This is a genomic window from Terrisporobacter hibernicus, from assembly GCF_020809405.1.
Lineage (GTDB): Bacteria > Bacillota > Clostridia > Peptostreptococcales > Peptostreptococcaceae > Terrisporobacter > Terrisporobacter petrolearius.
The window spans coordinates 2,036,694-2,054,287 of sequence record NZ_CP081135.1 but is presented as its reverse complement, the minus strand read 5'-3'; the positions used below and the strand labels follow the sequence as shown (position 1 = coordinate 2,054,287).

General features: G+C 27.5%; 17 protein-coding genes and 1 pseudogene. 6 read left to right on the top strand and 12 right to left on the bottom strand.

Annotated elements, in window-relative coordinates; genetic code table 11:
- Nucleotides 1-314: 314 nt before the first annotated feature.
- The 4 genes from JW646_RS10260 to JW646_RS10245 all read right to left on the bottom strand — a co-directional run bounded on the left by JW646_RS10260 (nucleotide 315) and on the right by JW646_RS10245 (nucleotide 5,226).
- Nucleotides 315-2,198, bottom strand: coding sequence for a LicD family protein (locus JW646_RS10260; protein WP_206925838.1), 1,884 nt, complete (start codon nucleotides 2,196-2,198; stop codon nucleotides 315-317).
- A 2-nt stretch (nucleotides 2,199-2,200) separates the two neighbouring features.
- On the bottom strand, nucleotides 2,201-3,307 hold the full coding sequence (locus JW646_RS10255) for an NAD-dependent epimerase/dehydratase family protein (RefSeq protein ID WP_148558461.1): 1,107 nt from the start codon (nucleotides 3,305-3,307) through the stop codon (nucleotides 2,201-2,203).
- A complete protein-coding gene (locus tag JW646_RS10250; protein WP_148558462.1) occupies nucleotides 3,297-4,034 on the bottom strand; it encodes an IspD/TarI family cytidylyltransferase in 738 nt (245 codons plus the stop codon). Before JW646_RS10250 ends, JW646_RS10255 begins: the two co-directional genes overlap by 11 nt.
- A 70-nt stretch (nucleotides 4,035-4,104) precedes the next feature.
- Nucleotides 4,105-5,226: a CDP-glycerol glycerophosphotransferase family protein gene (locus JW646_RS10245; protein WP_148558463.1), complete on the bottom strand. Its 1,122-nt coding sequence runs from the start codon at nucleotides 5,224-5,226 to the stop codon at nucleotides 4,105-4,107.
- A gap of 240 nt (nucleotides 5,227-5,466) precedes the next feature.
- Between JW646_RS10245 and JW646_RS10240 the strand changes: the two genes are divergently transcribed.
- From JW646_RS10240 to JW646_RS20345, 4 genes and pseudogenes are all read left to right on the top strand, one after another.
- On the top strand, nucleotides 5,467-6,609 hold the full coding sequence (locus JW646_RS10240; protein WP_228415148.1) for an acyltransferase family protein: 1,143 nt from the start codon (nucleotides 5,467-5,469) through the stop codon (nucleotides 6,607-6,609).
- 412 nt (nucleotides 6,610-7,021) lie between these two features.
- Nucleotides 7,022-7,360 carry a hypothetical protein gene (locus tag JW646_RS20355; RefSeq protein WP_408647786.1) on the top strand — a complete coding sequence of 113 codons (339 nt, stop codon included), beginning with the start codon at nucleotides 7,022-7,024 and terminating at the stop codon, nucleotides 7,358-7,360.
- Nucleotides 7,361-7,392: 32 nt separating this feature from the next.
- Nucleotides 7,393-7,845 carry a DDE-type integrase/transposase/recombinase gene (locus JW646_RS20350; RefSeq protein ID WP_408647785.1) on the top strand — a complete coding sequence of 151 codons (453 nt, stop codon included), beginning with the start codon at nucleotides 7,393-7,395 and terminating at the stop codon, nucleotides 7,843-7,845.
- A gap of 27 nt (nucleotides 7,846-7,872) precedes the next feature.
- Nucleotides 7,873-7,980 (top strand): annotated as a pseudogene (locus JW646_RS20345) (IS3 family transposase); the annotation flags it as partial.
- A 121-nt stretch (nucleotides 7,981-8,101) separates the two neighbouring features.
- On the opposite strand, the gene cls reads toward JW646_RS20345, so the two are convergent.
- From cls to gdhA, 7 genes are all read right to left on the bottom strand, one after another.
- A complete protein-coding gene (gene cls / locus JW646_RS10230) occupies nucleotides 8,102-9,580 on the bottom strand; it encodes a cardiolipin synthase (protein WP_228417356.1) in 1,479 nt (492 codons plus the stop codon).
- A 25-nt stretch (nucleotides 9,581-9,605) separates the two neighbouring features.
- On the bottom strand, nucleotides 9,606-10,484 hold the full coding sequence (locus tag JW646_RS10225) for a DNA-3-methyladenine glycosylase family protein (RefSeq protein WP_228417355.1): 879 nt from the start codon (nucleotides 10,482-10,484) through the stop codon (nucleotides 9,606-9,608).
- A gap of 190 nt (nucleotides 10,485-10,674) precedes the next feature.
- Nucleotides 10,675-11,259, bottom strand: a complete 585-nt coding sequence (pyrE, locus tag JW646_RS10220) for an orotate phosphoribosyltransferase (protein WP_148558467.1) — start codon at nucleotides 11,257-11,259, stop codon at nucleotides 10,675-10,677.
- Nucleotides 11,260-11,309: 50 nt separating this feature from the next.
- Complete coding sequence (locus JW646_RS10215) at nucleotides 11,310-12,212, bottom strand: dihydroorotate dehydrogenase (RefSeq protein WP_074920325.1); 903 nt, start codon at nucleotides 12,210-12,212, stop codon at nucleotides 11,310-11,312.
- The gene (locus tag JW646_RS10210) at nucleotides 12,205-12,897 is read right to left on the bottom strand and encodes a dihydroorotate dehydrogenase electron transfer subunit (RefSeq protein ID WP_074920324.1); all 693 of its coding nucleotides are present in this window, start codon (nucleotides 12,895-12,897) and stop codon (nucleotides 12,205-12,207) included. The genes JW646_RS10215 and JW646_RS10210 overlap by 8 nt, the downstream gene beginning before the upstream one ends.
- 85 nt (nucleotides 12,898-12,982) lie before the next feature.
- Nucleotides 12,983-13,906: an aspartate carbamoyltransferase gene (pyrB, locus tag JW646_RS10205; RefSeq protein ID WP_074920323.1), complete on the bottom strand. Its 924-nt coding sequence runs from the start codon at nucleotides 13,904-13,906 to the stop codon at nucleotides 12,983-12,985.
- Between the two features lie 188 nt (nucleotides 13,907-14,094).
- Nucleotides 14,095-15,438 carry an NADP-specific glutamate dehydrogenase gene (gene gdhA, locus JW646_RS10200; RefSeq protein ID WP_074920322.1) on the bottom strand — a complete coding sequence of 448 codons (1,344 nt, stop codon included), beginning with the start codon at nucleotides 15,436-15,438 and terminating at the stop codon, nucleotides 14,095-14,097.
- Between the two features lie 923 nt (nucleotides 15,439-16,361).
- Here gdhA and JW646_RS10195 point away from each other — a divergent pair.
- Both JW646_RS10195 and JW646_RS10190 read left to right on the top strand, forming a co-directional pair.
- Entirely contained in the window at nucleotides 16,362-16,532 is a 171-nt protein-coding gene (locus JW646_RS10195; RefSeq protein ID WP_074920321.1) for a DUF362 domain-containing protein, read from the top strand.
- 136 nt (nucleotides 16,533-16,668) lie between these two features.
- Nucleotides 16,669-16,839, top strand: a complete 171-nt coding sequence (locus JW646_RS10190; RefSeq protein ID WP_074920320.1) for a DUF362 domain-containing protein — start codon at nucleotides 16,669-16,671, stop codon at nucleotides 16,837-16,839.
- A gap of 59 nt (nucleotides 16,840-16,898) precedes the next feature.
- Here the strand turns inward: JW646_RS10190 and JW646_RS10185 are convergent, their stop codons facing one another.
- The gene (locus JW646_RS10185) at nucleotides 16,899-17,531 is read right to left on the bottom strand and encodes a redox-sensing transcriptional repressor Rex (protein ID WP_074920319.1); all 633 of its coding nucleotides are present in this window, start codon (nucleotides 17,529-17,531) and stop codon (nucleotides 16,899-16,901) included.
- Nucleotides 17,532-17,594 lie beyond the last annotated feature (63 nt).

Genomic DNA, 17,594 nt, shown 5'->3' with positions numbered 1-17,594 from the left:
TATACTTAGACACCGAGTAATAAAGCTTTGTTTACTCCTTTTTTACAACAGTAATAAATATGAACTTTTCCATGATATAGTTATTAAAATTTGTTTTTGTTATTTGTTAATAATCTATTATATATAGGTAGACTAGTTAGTTTTAGCATAAATTTGTACCTCTACTTCTTATTCCTTTTTTATCTAAATAATTAAATAAAAAGATAAATCCAGCCAATTAATTATCTACTGCTTAGATTTATCTTTTTATTTAAGATTCTATCATTTATCCTCATCTGAATATATAGAAATATTTTATACTTGTAATGTATTTATTAATCTACATTTTCATTAATAAGTTTAAAGTTTGTATATTCACCTAAATCCATAAGCACTATGCTGTGACTTGTTCTTCTTTGGCTAACAGGAATCATTTGCATATAATCTCCATATAAATATGTAAGATATTCATCATAGTGTTTTGGTACAGGTAGTTTATATCCTTCAAAATCCACATAAATAACTTCATCTAACCATTCTTTTGGGAATACTCCTCTTCTTAGATTTCTTCCCATTCCATCATATAGGTACTCTGCTTTTTTACTATTTTTGAATAAGGTTATAATATTATCTTGTAAATGCTCTAAGAATTTATATGAACATTTATTCTTCATAAAATTTCCTATTTTACACAACACAGGATGTTTCCCACCTGTTTTCATTTTTTTATTAGCCCATTTATTGAATACCATTGATCTTGTGATTAAAGTAGCATATATATGCAAGTTCTGAATAAATTTATTATTTGATGTATTATCTTGCGATAGTATATCTATAAAAATACCATTATGCATTTTCATAAATTTACCTGTATGTCTAGTTGCAAATAGTGTATTATCCATTCTTATCTTTGTAAATACATGATGGTTTAATTCTTCAGTTCTAGGATTTTGAACAAATAAATTTGAAGGCAATTCATCTTGGGCCACTTTAAGAAATTTATCATAATCTTCTCTTAACATCATTACATCTGCATCATCATCCCATGGTATGAATCCTTTATGTCTAATTGCTCCTAATAATGTACCTCCTGCTAAGAAGTACTTTATATCATGTTTCTCACAAATCCTGTCAATTTCTAATATGTATGCTAATAAAATTTCGTGTACAGTTTTTAGCTTACCATGGTATGTATTATCAAATATAAAAGTTTCATCCCTATTGTAAATACTCTTTACCATAAGAATCAAACCATCTTCCAAGCATACTTTTGGACACCATTTATAATGTCTTATTTTCAGACTATTAATACTAAAATCATATTGTTCAAAATCTTTATTATTTTTATTAATAATGTTTATATCAGCTTTAACTAAGTTGTTATTTACTAATAATGTTAATATTTCTGTACTAGATACTGTAGATTGCAATCCATCAATATTATAAATTTTATTAGTAGGACATTTTTTTAATGCATAAAAAATAGCTGTTAAAATGTCACTAATATATATAAATGAAAACTGTCTATCATCCAAATTGACATATTCTTTCTCATTTGCATCTTTTATGAACTCGTTTAAAAAGCTACCATTAAAATTGACACATGCACCATAAGCCATAGCTGTTCGTATTATAGTATAATTAAAGTTATTTTCTTTACTATAACATATGCATAATGATTCTAAGCTCTGAAGAATCATTTGTTCAAAATTATTAATATCATCAAATTTTTCGTATTCAGATGCTATCATATTATTAGGTATTTTTCCATTAACACGATAATCAGACATAAAAATTAATCGTTCAAAAGAAATTTTGCTAATTTGCTCAAATATATTTGTATAATTATCTATAACATACATATATTCACTAGCATTTGATTTTATTTCTTTATTGCATAGCCCAGTTAAAATTACGTATTCACATTCATCTATATCATTTAATTTTTTCACAAAAAAATCTTCTCTATTTATAAGTTCACTTCTATAAATATTATTATCAATATTACCTATTGGTACTAAAGTAACTTTAATATTTAAGTCTTTTTGATCATTTAAATTTAAAAAGGAATATACAACCGAACGCGTAAATGTATCATTTCCATCCCCAACTAATACAATCTCTTTATCACACAATTGACCAAAAGGGTATTTTTTAACCCTCGTTGGAGCTTGAGCATAATCTAATTCAAACTCATTTAAAAACTCTCTTAATAACATCCCTATTTCCCTTCCATTAATAACACGTCTTTATTTTGTTCTTCAATAGTATTTATTGATCTTATAACACCTTCTTTTAAATTAACTTTAGGTATCCAACCAATACTCATTAACCTGTTATTATTTAATATTTCAGGAGTTGCTGAAAAATAAGACTGCATAGGTTCAATTTCATCACTTTTATTAGCAAAACTTAAAGATAGCTTTCTTTCTGGAAAAACATTTACTGACATTTTAGCAAAATCACGTATTGTTATATTATTTTCTTCAGATGATATATTATATGGTCTTATATTTTCACCCTTTAATAAGATGGTCAATAAAGCTGATACCGTATCTGTAACATAACAAAAAGATCTCATTGTAGCCCCATTACTTTTTAATAGTATATTTTGTCTTCTTACAACATTAGCAAAAAACTGAGCCCATACACGATCATCATCTAATTTACTTGCACCATAAATATAGCTTGGTCTTGCTATTTTAATATCTAACCCATACTCCTTATTGTATGTAGCGCATAAAGTTTCTGCTGCTCTTTTACCTTGTGCATAACAATTTTTATATGAAGTATGATCTATATACCCTATATTATCTTCTTTTAAGGTTTTTGATCCATCATGGACACTTCCATAAACTTTCAAACTTGATATGAATAATACTTTGCAATCATTATTTTTTCTTGCAAATTCTAAAACATTCATAGTTCCTATAAGATTTGCATTTATTGTTTCAACTGGTTTATTTTCAAAGTGCCATGCACTTGCATTGCTTGCCGCATGTACAATATAATTTACTTCTTCATTTATGACAAACTTATTACAAACATCTTGTATTACTAATTTAAAATCATCTCTGTCTAGTAACTTTCCATATTTAGCCGATGCATTCTTTTCATTACGTACCATTCCAACTACTTTTATATTTTGATTATGTAAATCATTTCTTAAAAGTAATGATAATGTTAAATAATATCCTATAAATCCACCTGCTCCAGTAATTAATATAGTATTATTATTAAAACTTTCCCACGGAATTTTTGCTTGTGTGATTTCATAAGCATCATTGTATACAAATTCATTAACATTCGACTTTATTTTATAATCCAAATTTCAATTCCTCCTTAGCAAAACTTTTATAGTGATCGTAATAATAACTAGATCTTAAAGTATATAAATCTTCTGGTGTGGTAACCTTAATATTTTGACGTTCTCCTATGAATAAGTGTACCTTTTCACCTAGTTCTATTAATAATTCACTTGATGATGTTGGTGCATCTATATTTCTTTTTTTTGCTTCATCATGTGCCCACATTATTTTTTCCATATAATATCCTTGTGGGGCTTGAGTTATATACATTGTATTTCTTTCATAATTTTTATTACAGAAAACCCCATCATTACTTTCTAATACAGAATCTATACTAGGAGTTACAGGTACTGCTGTACCATATTTTTTAGTTTCTTCTATACAATTTGTTATAAGCTGCTCAGTTATCATAGGACGTACACCGTCACAAATCAATACAATGTCATCTTTTGATGAATTTTTTTCTAATTCTGCTAATCCATTATGTATCGATTCATGACCATTACTTCCACCTTTTACTATGCTTATAACTTTTTCTAAATTATATTTTTGTATTTCCCATTCTAGTATTTGAATCCAGTTTTCTAAGCATGCAACTACAATTTTATCTATTTGTGGATGATTATCAAATTTTTCTAAAGTATGAATTATAATCGGTTTTCCTTCTACCTCTATAAATTGTTTTGGTATGTCTGAATATTTCATACGAGAACCAACTCCACCTGCAAATATAACTGCTGAAATCATTTACCTTTTCCCCCTTATACACCATACTTTTCTATTTTATTTTGTGTATTTGTAAAAACTAAATATAAATTTAATTAAATTCCTTTAATAACATGTTAAATAATCTTTCAGTACAGTTTCCATCACATTTACTCATATATTGCTTTGAAAATTGACTAATTTTTTCAATATCAAAATTATTATATTCATTTAATAATTCTTTATATAGTTCTTTTCCATCTTTAACTATTCGTCCTGGAATAGACTCTAGCTGTATATAAAAACCTCTTTTTTGCTTATATTCATCATAATCAGGTATAAACAAAATCAAAGGTTTATTTAATAATATATAATCAAAAATAACTGAAGAATAGTCAGTTATCAATATATCTATAACTAATAATAACTCTTCTGTAGGTATATCAGTATTAGAAATACGGTTTTTAGAATCTAAATGTGGATGTACTTTAGTCAAAATATACCATTCTTCACCTATTTTTTTTTCTAATTCATTTATATAGTCCACTCCTAATATATAAGGATTATTTGCTTTTCCTCTAAATGTTGGAGCCCACAAGACTATTTTTTTGCCTATTGCATCTGGATGCTTTTCATAAAATAATTTACGGCAATTTTGTATATGTGACTCTAAAAAGAATGAATCTGTTCTGCTTAATCCCGTAGCTTTTGCTACTCCTTTATCTAACTTCATAGCACTCTCATATATTGGTATACAACATTCATCACTAACAGTTACAAGGTCATAGTTTTTAAATACATTTCCTTTATAGTAATTTGGTATATCATCATCTGTATCATAAGCAAATTTTTTTAATATACCACCTGCATGCCATAATTGTACAACCACAGTATCTTTTCTTTTTTTACAAGAAGATACTGGTAAAAAATTATCACAAATAAACACATATTTTGCTGTAGCATATAGCTTCATAAATCTTATCATTTCATAAATAACTCTTATGTATGAATTAGATTGATAATCTGCATAACATTCTTCAACCTTGAAATTTGTATCTTCAAACTTATCTTTCATTAGTTTCATGCTATAAGGTATTTCTTTATGATGTGCATCTGCAAAAACAACCAAATTATTATTAACAGGGCTTTTGCTATATAATTTGTAAACTATAGGCAGCAAAATATTTTGTACACCCATTTTTATACATTGTTTTATAAAAAAATTTATATTCATATATATTTTTCCTTATTATTCCAATATTTTTACTACCATTTATGTTATCATATTCAAATCTTTCTTTCAATTGTAAAACAAAATATATATAACTTTTTGTTATTATATACCACAATTCATATTATCTTGACTCAATATACAATGTATTTAAGGATAAAATGTAGTTGAACCTACCTCATATTATCTATATAATTTATTTGGGAATATAAACTAATGATATTCGACGAAAGGAATTATTGAATGGAAAATTTAATAACTTATAAAGATACTACAAGTATACCAAACACTCATATCACTACAAGAATAGCTTGGCTTGACCAGCTTAGAGCCATTGCTATGTTATTAGTTGTATTAGGTCATTGTGCACTACCAAAAGACTCTGTAAAATATATTTACTCTTTTCATATGCCATTATTTTTTATGATTAGCGGAATGACTTTTAGAGCAAGCAAGTTCACATCCTTAATATCTTTAATAAAAGATAAATGGAGAAAATTAATAGTACCACATTTAATTATGAATTTTTTAATGTTACCTCTATGGATATATACATTTAAAATTCTATCCACATCAAAACCTAATTTAATAACATTATTAAAAGGAATTTTTTATATTAACTCTGGAAGATTTCAATCTCCATCAAATGCCACTTGGTTTTTAGCTGCATTATTTATAGTAGAAATTTTATTTTACTTAATATACAAATTTGCAAAAGGAGATTACAGGTTTTTAACAATCTCAGTAATCATATGTGGAATAATTGGATTTATTGAAAGTACTAATCCTTCTAACTATGACGGTCCATGGCACATAGAAGCATGTTTTACAGCAATTGTATTTTATATGTTAGGTTTTTATATAAGAAAACATTTGCCCATTTTACAAATTAACCTACATACGAATAAAAGTTATATATTAACCGCTCTTATTCTTTTGTTTATAGGAAGTTATTTTTCAATAAATAATGGTAGAATTTCATTTAATGGAAATAGCTATGATTCTATATTATATTTTTATATATCCTCTATTAGCATTAGTTTGTCAATAATTATGTTAGTAATTAAAATGCCTAATATAGAAATATTAAATTATATAGGGAAAAATACATTACTGTATGTAGGTATTCACATTCCTTTAATTCGTATATTTGAAAATTTATATCCTATTTTTAAAACCAACTACAAATTTGCCTTTGTTTTAGGTATTCTTGTGTACTTTATTATGTTACCTATAATCTATTTAATAAATGGTTTATTCCCATTCATATGCGGAAAAAAACAAATTCCTAGTATACGTAATAATGCATTTTATAAACTTTTCTTGTATTCAATTGGAACATTATATATACTTATATTATTTAAATTAATGCCCTATGTTTTATAATATTTTTTATAAAACATAGGGAGATACCATAATAAAATGGACCCTATACAGTAGACGCTAGAAAAAGAGTTTTTACTTGTATAGGGGTTATTTTTATGTAGAAATAAGTATAGAGGAGTTGAATAATTATCAACAAAAAAATATTTTCTAATAAAGAAATTAAATAATTATCTATAAACAAATATGTAAAAAATATTACTGAAAATGGAATTATATATACTAACGAATTTAAACTACTTTTTATTGCAGATTATGAAATAGGAAAAACATCTAGACAAACCTTTGAATATTCTGGATTTTATGTAGATGTTATAGGTATTAAGCGTATTCAATGTACTAGCTTAAGATGGCGAAAATCATATAAAGATAAATGACATTAAAATCAGGTAGAACACTTAATCGTTAACTAACTATGGACGAAATTATAGCTAAAAAGGATACTGAAATTAAGTACCTAAAAGCGGTGTTTGAACTTGTAAAAAAGCTAGAAGCAAGCGAAATGCAGGTGAAAAATAGCAAATTACAATCATCAAAGATATTTGAATTGATACATAGTTTGATTTCTAAATTTAACTTAATTAGAATAGTGAGACATTTGTGTAAAGTATCAAATGTCTCTACTTCAGAGTATTATAGATTTTTGAAATCAAAAAACCTTAGAAATACAAAGGAAATTAAAGATATTAAAACAAAAGATATTATTCTAAAAGGGTTTGATCATCGTGAATACAAAAAGGTTCTAGGTCTATAAAAACGACAATTGAAAATGAATTTAATATACAAATGAACAGAAATAAAATTCAAAGAATAATGAGGATGTATAGTATTATTTGCCCTATCCGTAAAGCTAATCCATCTAAACGTATAGCTAAAGCCACGCAAGAACATCATGTTATTCCTAATATATTAAATAGAGAATTCAAACAAGATATTCTAGGAAAAGTACTATTAACAGATATTACATATATGCCTTACGACAATAATAAAATAGCTTATTTATCAACTATAAAATATTCTTCTACTAATGAAATATTAGCATATTATTTATCAAATAACTTAGAAATAGAGCTTGTTAAGAAAACTACTGATAATTTAACGAACATAAAATCATTTAAACTACATAAAGATGTATTTATTCACTCAGATCAAGGTTCTCATTATACAAATCCAATATTTAAAAAACTTCTTAAAAATCATAATATTGGTCAATCTATGTCAATAAAAGGAAATTGCTAGGACAATGCTCCGCAGGAATCTTTCTTTGGACATATGAAAGATGAAATTCATTATAGAAATTGTAATACATTGGATGAATTACAATTTCTGGTGGATGATTATATGTGTTACCACAATAATTATAGATTTCAGTAGAAATTTGAAAAAGCTGACTCCTATTCAATATAGAAATCAGCTTTTAATGGCGGCTTAGCCACTCTTTTTTTCTAGTATCCTTGACATAATGTCCACGTTATAATGATATGATACCTGTTTTTTATAGTATTGGTGAAAATAATCTGCAAACTGATTCTTTTATTTTATTAACTATTTTTCGATTTTCAAACATATTTTGTTTTAACTCTTTTCCATGTTTTAAATCTTCTAAAAATTTTTTTTTAATTTCATCAATAATATTTTCGTCATATATAAAAGCATTAACTTCAAAATTCAATTTAAAGCTTCTAAGATCCATATTGGCAGAACCTGTAGATGCCATAAAATCATCTATAATTATCAATTTAGAATGTAAAAAACCTTTATTATATAGATAAACTTTTCCGCCAGATTCCAATATTTCTTGAAAATAAGAATAGGATGCAGTATTTACTATTTTGTGATCTGCAATTTTAGGAAATAAAATTATAAGCTCCACTCCACTTAAAGCTGCACATTTTAAAGCTTTTAATAAACTTTCATCTGGTATAAAGTATGGAGTTTCTATATAAATACTTTTTTTTGCCTGGCATATAGCATAAAAATAAGCATAATGCATGGACTCCCAGTCTGAATCTGGGCCACTAGCCACAATTTGCATCATACAGCTACCCTTATCCTTTAACTTAGGAAATAAATTTTCTTTTAATAATACTTTTTTCGTATTGTAATACCAATCAGTTAAAAAAATCATCTGTAACATATAAACTGATGTTCCTTCTATTCTTATATGAGTATCTCTCCAGTATCCAAATTTTTTATTTTTACCTATATATTCATCACCTATATTTATTCCACCAGTGTATCCTATTTTCCCATCTATGACTACAATCTTTCTATGATTTCTATAATTAAGCTGTCCACCTATGGGTATTGTAATCTTACCTTTTAAATATGGAATTATTTCTATACCATAAGTTCGCATTTCATTGAAAAACTTTCTATGAAACCAAAATCTCCAACAGCCTACATCGTCATAAATTATTCTTATTTTTACACCTGATTTAGCTTTATCTATTAGCTCTTTTTTTATTTTTTCTCCAATTTTACTGTCTTTAATTATAAAATATTCTAAATGTATATGGTCTTTTGCATTTCGTATATCTTTTATTAAGTTTTTAAATTTTTCATTTCCATCTACATAAATTTCTACATTATTATTAATAGTAAATGGAAAAATTCCTGTATTAAGTAGCAAACTAACTATTTTTAAGACTCTAAAGTCTATATTTTTATCATAGGGTAACTTTCCTTCTTTTATCATTGTACTTTGGCCTTGTGCTAATTCTTTCATCTCATCCAAGTTAAATAAAATATTTTCTTTTTTCATATTATTTGCCATTTTATAGGTTTTCTTCATTTTTATTTTTCTAATATTTCTTCCTAATATAGCATAAAACAATATACCTATAACTGGGAATAACATAAAAATCAAAATCCATATTAATGTTTTTGAAGGATCTCTATTTTCTAATATAAGTTTTATAGAAATAATAATACTTAGTATATAAAAGAATACTAAAATAATTTTTAAAACCATATCATTATTTTCATCTCCTTACGTCTTATCTACCTATTCCTAATTCTCTCGCATAGTAGAACAAATATTGTTGTGCAAATCCAGCTGAATCTCCAAATTTTTCTAATGCAAACTGTCTTATTTTAGGTAGGCTTAAATTATCTTCCACATAAAATTCTTCCATAACTCTCTTTACCCAAACATCCACTGGAAATGTATCGTATTTTTGCATTCCAAATAAAGCAATACAATCTGCTACCTTAGGACCAACACCGTTGAATTTCATTAATTCTTTTATACATTCATCTGTATTTAATCTTCTGTAAAATAAAACATTTTCATTGTTTTCATTAACATAGTCAACCACACTTTTAATATACTTGTCTCTAAAACCTGTTTGACACGCTCTTATATCTTCTACAGATGCTTGACTTAGTTCTTCAGGTGTTGGGAAAGCATAGTATTTCTTTCCTCTATATTCTCCTATGAACTTACCATATTTTTGAGATAAATTATTTATGGCTCTTTGAATCATGGGTATTCTATTATTTGCAGATATTATGAAAGATATAAGCATTTCCCATCCATCTTGTTGTAATATCCTTATACCTTTACCAAATTCAGTTGCCTTTTCTAAATATTCATCCATAACTTTTAACTCATTTTTTATTTCACTATAATCTCTTCCTAAATCAAAATAATCAAACCATATGTTATCAAAGTCTTCTTTATTAGTATTATCAAAAATAATTAAATCATTTTCTTTTTTAACATTTACAACTTTTCCTTGTACTACACCTGTATATGAATCGTCTTCTTCTTTTAACCATCTAAAACATTGACCACAATCAAATACATGTTGTGGATCAAAATCTTCACTTATATCTTCTAGTATAATTTTATTATCTTTCTCTATAATCTTCATAACTACTTTCCTTTCTCCTTTGAATCTATTTATTATTATTTTTTATTTTCATCTAATCTATCCTTCAATTTTTACAATTAAATAATTTGCAAATATCTCTTTTATAATATATACCTTATTTTTATTAATTTACACATATCTGAACATAAAAAATACCTAGATAACAACTTATCTAGGTATTTTTTATGAATTACATTCCTAATTCTTTAAATTCTCTACTTCCCGGCTTAACTAATTCTTCTTTTCCTTCTTTGCAAAGAGGGCATTCATCAGCTTCATGGACTTGTATATCTAATTTTATAGCACTGTATATCGGCATTCCTATATCTTCGCTAGTTCTGTTTGCTATACAAGCAACACCTATTACTTCTCCACCTAAAGCTTCTAAACATTTTTTGGCTTCTATTGTTGATTTTCCTGTTGTAACAACATCTTCTGCTATTATTATTTTAGCACCTGGTTTAACTTCGAATCCTCTTCTAAGTTGTACTACTCCGTCTTTTCTCTCAGTAAATACTGATTCTTTTTTAAGTTGTCTTCCAAGTTCATAAGAAACTATTACACCACCCATAGCTGGCCCAACTACTAAATCTATATCTAAATCTTTTATTTGATCAACAACTGTACTTAATACCTGTTCTGCGTACTCTGGGAATCTTAACACCTTTGCACATTGTACATATCTATTACTATGCTTTCCTGATGATAATAAAAAATGTCCTTCTAATAATGCTTCACTTTTCTTTAATATTTCAACTACATCTATTTTACTCATTTTAATACTCCTCCAATTTATATTATTTCACTTTTAATCAATTTTCTATATTAAATAATTCCTCTTATTTCATCAAGAGTCTTAATTCCTTCTTGTTTCATGAATTTTTCTATTCCATCTATTATTTCAAGTCCTATTTTGGGATTTACAAAGTTTGCTGTTCCCACTTGAATACAAGAAGAGCCTGCCATTATAAATTCTATAGCATCATTTGCATTTGTTATTCCACCCATTCCCCATACTGGTATTTCTATATTTTTAGAAACTTCGTTAACCATTCTAAGGGCTATTGGCTTTATTGCCGGTCCAGATAATCCTGCATAAACATTTTCAAATATAGGTTTTCTTTTGTTTATATCTATTGCTAAAGCTTTGAATGTATTTACTAAAGATACTCCATCCGCTCCTTCTTCTTCACATACTCTAGCCATACCTACTATATCTTCAGCATTTGGAGATAATTTTATTACAAGAGGTTTATCTACAACTTTTCTAACTTCTCTAACAACTTCTCTTGCAACTTCATTTTTTATTCCAAAAGCCATTCCTCCAGCTTTTACATTTGGACAAGATATATTTAACTCTATTACGTCTACATCTCTTCCTCTTAGTAATTCAGCACCTTTTATATAGTCATCTAATGTTCCTCCACCAAGGTTTACTATTCTTACTAAGTCTAAATCAGAGAAGAAAGGTAGCTCTTTATCTATAAATCCTTGTACCCCTGGATTTTCTAAGCCTACACTATTCATCATTCCAGATGGAGTTTCAAATACTCTCATACCATTGTTTCCATCTTTTTGGTTTAGTGTAAGTCCTTTAGAACTTATCCCACCTAGTTTTTCTATATCATAAATTTCATTGTATTCTTTCCCAAATCCAAAAGTTCCAGACGCCATTATTACCGGATTTTTAAAATTAAGATTTTTAATTTTTACATTTAAATTAACCATTGAAAATCACGTCCTCTCCTCTGAATACCGGGCCATCTTTACAAGTTTTTTTATTTCCAAATTTAGTTTTGCATGTACATACTAAACATGCCCCTACGCCACATGCCATGTGGTTTTCTAGTGAAACGAATAATTTTGTATTTGTTCCTTCTACCATATTAACTAGTTTTTCCATCATTGGTGTTGGCCCACAAGTTAATATATAATCGTATTTTTCTATATCTAAAATATCTGTAACAAAGGTATTACCTAAAGCAACATTTACTTCGTTACAAACTTCATTGTATTTATCTATTAGTATCGGTTCATTTCTGAAACCTAAGTATGCATCACAGTTTGGAATGTTTTTTGCAACTAAATAAAGTGGTGCAACTCCTATTCCTCCTCCTACTAATGCTACTTTTCCTTTTACTTTTTCATAACCATTACCATAAGGACCTTCTAATTTTATTGTTTCTTGTGGTTTTAATTTACTAAGTATTTTTGTTCCTTCTCCTACAACTTTGTATAGAAAACTTATGCTATTTTCATCTATATCATGAATGCTTATGGGTCTTGATAATAAAGGATAATTATCCCACGCTCTTAACATATAAAATTGACCCATTTCACCTTTAAATTTTCCTTGTACTTCCATTAAGTACATTTCTTCCCCAATATACTCATTTGTAATTACTTTGTACATTTTTTATCCTCCATAAAATTTGCTTCGCTATCGCTTCAGGCAACGACTTTGCTCAAAATTCACTTTTACTAAAAACTATAAATTATTAATTGTTTATATCTACACCTAATAGCTTCATAATTAAAGCCATTCTTACATACATACCATAAGTAGCTTGCTTAAAATAAACTGATCTTTCATCATCATCCACGTCTGTAGATATTTCGTTTACTCTTGGCAGTGGATGTAAAATAAGCATATCTTCTTTTGCATGTTCCATCTTTTCTTTATCTAGTATATAAGTATCTTTTAATCTTTCGTATTCATCACTATCAACAAATCTTTCTTTTTGAATTCTAGTCATATAAAGTAAATCTAGATTTTTTAAAGATTCATCTAAATATGATGTTTGGCAATATGAATTACTTTGGATTTTTTCTTTTATATATTCTGGCATTTTTAGTTCTTCAGGTGATATAAAAACGAATTTATTATTTTCGTATCTAGTCATTGCTTTTACTAATGAATGAACTGTTCTTCCATATTTTAAATCACCACATAGTCCTATTATGTGATTACTTAAAGTTCCTTTTAGGGATTTTATTGTGAGTAAATCAGTAAGGGTTTGAGTTGGGTGTTGATTTCCACCGTCTCCTGCATTAATGAATGGTACACTCGTGTATTTAATCGCTTCTTCTGCTGCTCCTGCAATAGGATGTCTCATAACTATAAGGTCTACATATCCAGATACAACTCTCATTGTATCTCCTAATGATTCTCCTTTAGATACTGATGAAGAATTTGGTTCAGAAAAACCTATTATTTCCCCACCTAAACGTTTCATGGCAGCTTCAAAGCTTAATCTTGTTCTTGTTGATGGCTCATAAAATAAAGTGGCCATTAATTTTCCTTCACATACACGAGAATATGCTGATGGATTTTTCATAATATCCTCAGCTAAGTTTAATATTACATCTATTTCTTTAATAGAAAAGTCTTCTGGTTGGATTAAATTCCTTGATTTTAACATATTTTCCTCCTTTTTTAGCCTCTCTGGACTAAATTTAAAAGTATTTCATATCTCTAGTAGATTATCACTTTTGCATTTTCATGTCAATATTTTTAGCAATTAAAAAACAGAAGATATTTCTATCTTCTGTTTTTATTTTATCTTTATATTAAATTTATACGCATCCTAAGAAAACGTTTATTATATTCTTATACTAAACCTTGAGCCATCATAGCATCAGCTACTTTTAAGAATCCAGCTACATTTGCACCAGCAACTAAGTTATATCCGAATCCATAAGTTTGAGAAGCATTAGCACAAGCATCATGTATTCCAACCATTATAGTTTCTAATTGAGCATATACTTCTTCTGGAGTAAATACAGTTTTACCAGAGTTTTGACCCATTTCTATACAAGAGCAAGCAACTCCACCAGCATTAGCAGCTTTAGAAGGTCCTACTATTATTCCATTGTCTTGTAAGTATTTTATTGCTTCATTAGTTGAAGACATGTTTGATCCTTCACATACAAATTTGCATCCATTTGCAACTATAGTTTTAGCATCATCTATTAATATTTCATTTTGAGTAGCACATGGTATATATAAATCAGCTTTTACTTCCCATGGTTTTTTACCAGCTACGAAAGTAGATCCTGGGAATTTATCAACATATGGAGCACATACGTTTTTACCTGAATTTCTTAATTCAAGCATATATGCAACTTTTTCTCCACTTATTCCGTTTGGATCATGTATATATCCATCTGGTCCAGATATTGTAACTAATTTAGCTCCTAATTCATTTAATTTTTGTGCAGTTCCCCAAGCAACGTTTCCAAATCCAGATATAGCAACTTCTTTACCTGCTAATTTTTCTCCATTTGCTTCTAACATTGCATTTGCAAAGAATACTATTCCGTATCCAGTAGCTTCAGTTCTTCCTCTTAATCCACCGTAAGAAAGTCCTTTACCAGTTAAAACACCTTCAAATCTATTCACTAATCTTTTATATTGTCCAAACATATATCCTACTTCTCTTGCACCAACACCTAAGTCTCCAGCTGGTATATCTGTTTCTGGTCCTATATGTCTATATAATTCAGTCATGAATGCTTGACAGAATCTCATTATTTCTGCATCAGATTTTCCATTTGGATCAAAATCAGATCCACCTTTACCTCCACCTATTGGAAGACCAGTTAAACTGTTTTTGAATATTTGCTCAAATCCTAAGAATTTTATTATTCCTGGGTAAACGTTTGGCGCAAATCTTAAACCACCTTTATATGGTCCTATTGCACTATTGAATTGGTATCTGTATCCTTTATTTACTTGTACTTTACCATTATCATCTGTCCAAACAACTCTAAATGTTATTCCTCTTTCTGGTTCTGTTAATCTTTCTAATATAGCAGCTTTTTCATACTCTGGATGTTTTTCCATTACTGGTACTAATGAAGATAAAACTTCTTCAACTGTTTGGTGAAATTCTACTTCACCTGGATTATTTTTTTTACAAAGTTCGATACACTCTTGTACGTAATTAGACATTTTTTAAAGCCCCCTTAATTAATAAGTAAATTTATTTATCATTCATGTTTGTTATTTAATTGGTAAGATTTTATGCTTTCCTTACTCTCAATTGAATTGTAGCATAGTAAAATCTCTACGCGCAATTGAATTTTTGTTTAATTTATAATTTAATTTTTGTTTAATTGATGTTATATTTAACACTATTATTTTTACTATTTTAAAGCTAAAAACTATAATTACTATTATTTAAAATATATTTATCTTCTATATTTTCAATAAGAAGATTGTTAATTCTTACTCATTAATATGAATTTTTTTATATTGCAAAACATCTTTATTTATAACATATTTGTTATTTTAGGAAAACCTTATCCATATAATTTATGCATTTCACTTTAAATACCATACTTTTCCTTAACTTTAACTAAAATAATTAAACTTAGTTAATATATTCAATCTAATTATAACTTAGTTAAATTTTATTCAATATCCATACATTTAACTTGCAGGTTATTTTTCAATATTCAGACTATTTAAATTATATAATATAATAAAATTCACAATGTATATTTTTTATTTTTTGTCGAAAATATGTTTAAATCATATATATTCTTTATATTAACTATATCATTTAGACATATTAACTCATGAACTACCTTCTATTTTAGATTTTCACAGCACAAAAAATTTTTAAAATTTTTAATTAAATTATAAAATAATAAGTTTTAATTACAATTTAATTTAATTTTTATATAATATATAGTTTTTAATTAAGGTTTTCTTAAAATTTTCAACTTGTTTATTTCCCATATTATAAAATTTATATAGCTCCTTAAATTCCATTTTTATTACCGCTTTATAAGCCTAAGTTTCTGTTGTTATATTTGGTAAATTTTGCTATAATGAACTTAATTATATAAGACGAAGGAGGGGGGACTAAAATGGCTTATAAAATAACTGATGATTGTATAGCTTGTGGATCTTGTACTGACGAGTGTCCAAATGATGCTATAATATCTGGGGACGAAAAATACGAAATAAATGCAGACGAATGCTTAGATTGTGGATCTTGTGCTGATGCATGTCCAAACGATGCTATAGTATCTGAATAATGTCTACATAAAACTATTCGAGATAATAAATTATCTTGAATAGTTTTTTTTATATAGTTTTCTCATTGTACTTTTTTATCAAATTTTGTTATAATGATATTGCATTATAATTATACATAACAAGGAGGACCTATCAATGGCTTACAAAATAGGTGATGCTTGCATAAGCTGTGGCGCTTGTGCAGATGAATGTCCAGTAGAATGCATATCAGCTGGAGATGATATCTACGTAATAAATGCAGATGAGTGTATCGAGTGCGGTGCATGTAATAGTGTTTGTCCAGTGGAAGCTCCACAACAAGACTAATTAAAAAGCTATTCAAATTATATTATATAATTTGAATAGCCTTTTTTAATTAATTATCCTTATAAAAGATCTTCTTTCATTAAGTACGATAATGTAAATAAACTTTCAGTCAAGTTAACGTTTTCTACTATTACATCCTTGGAAACATTCAAATCAATTGGGGCAAAGTTCCAAATACCTGTTACTCCTGCATTAACTAGTCTATCTGCTAACTGCTGAGCTCCGTTCTTTGGTACACATAGAATTCCGATATCTATATTATTTTCTTTTATATATTCTTCTATAAAATCTGAATCTAATATTTCAAATTCTCTTATTTTTAATCCTATTACTTTAGGATTAGCATCAAACAATGCCTTTATCTCGAATCCAGCATTTCTAAAACCTGCATAGTTCGCTATTGCTTGACCTAAATTTCCCGCACCTATAAGTACAGCGCTATATGACTTATCTAAACCTAAAATCTTTCCTATTTCAGTGTGTAAGTCTTCGATATTGTACCCATATCCTTGTTGGCCAAATCCTCCAAAGTTATTCAAATCTTGTCTAATTTGCGAAGCAGTGAATCCAATTATATCACTTAACTCTTTAGAAGAGATTCTTTGTATATCTTTTTTTAACAAGTCCCCTAAATATCTATAGTATTTAGGCAATCTTCTTATAACGGCCATCGAAATATTTTTATTAGCCATTAGTTCACCCCCAGTATAATTGTTTTGTTATTATTATTTTTGTGAATAGTATAACACTCTTGA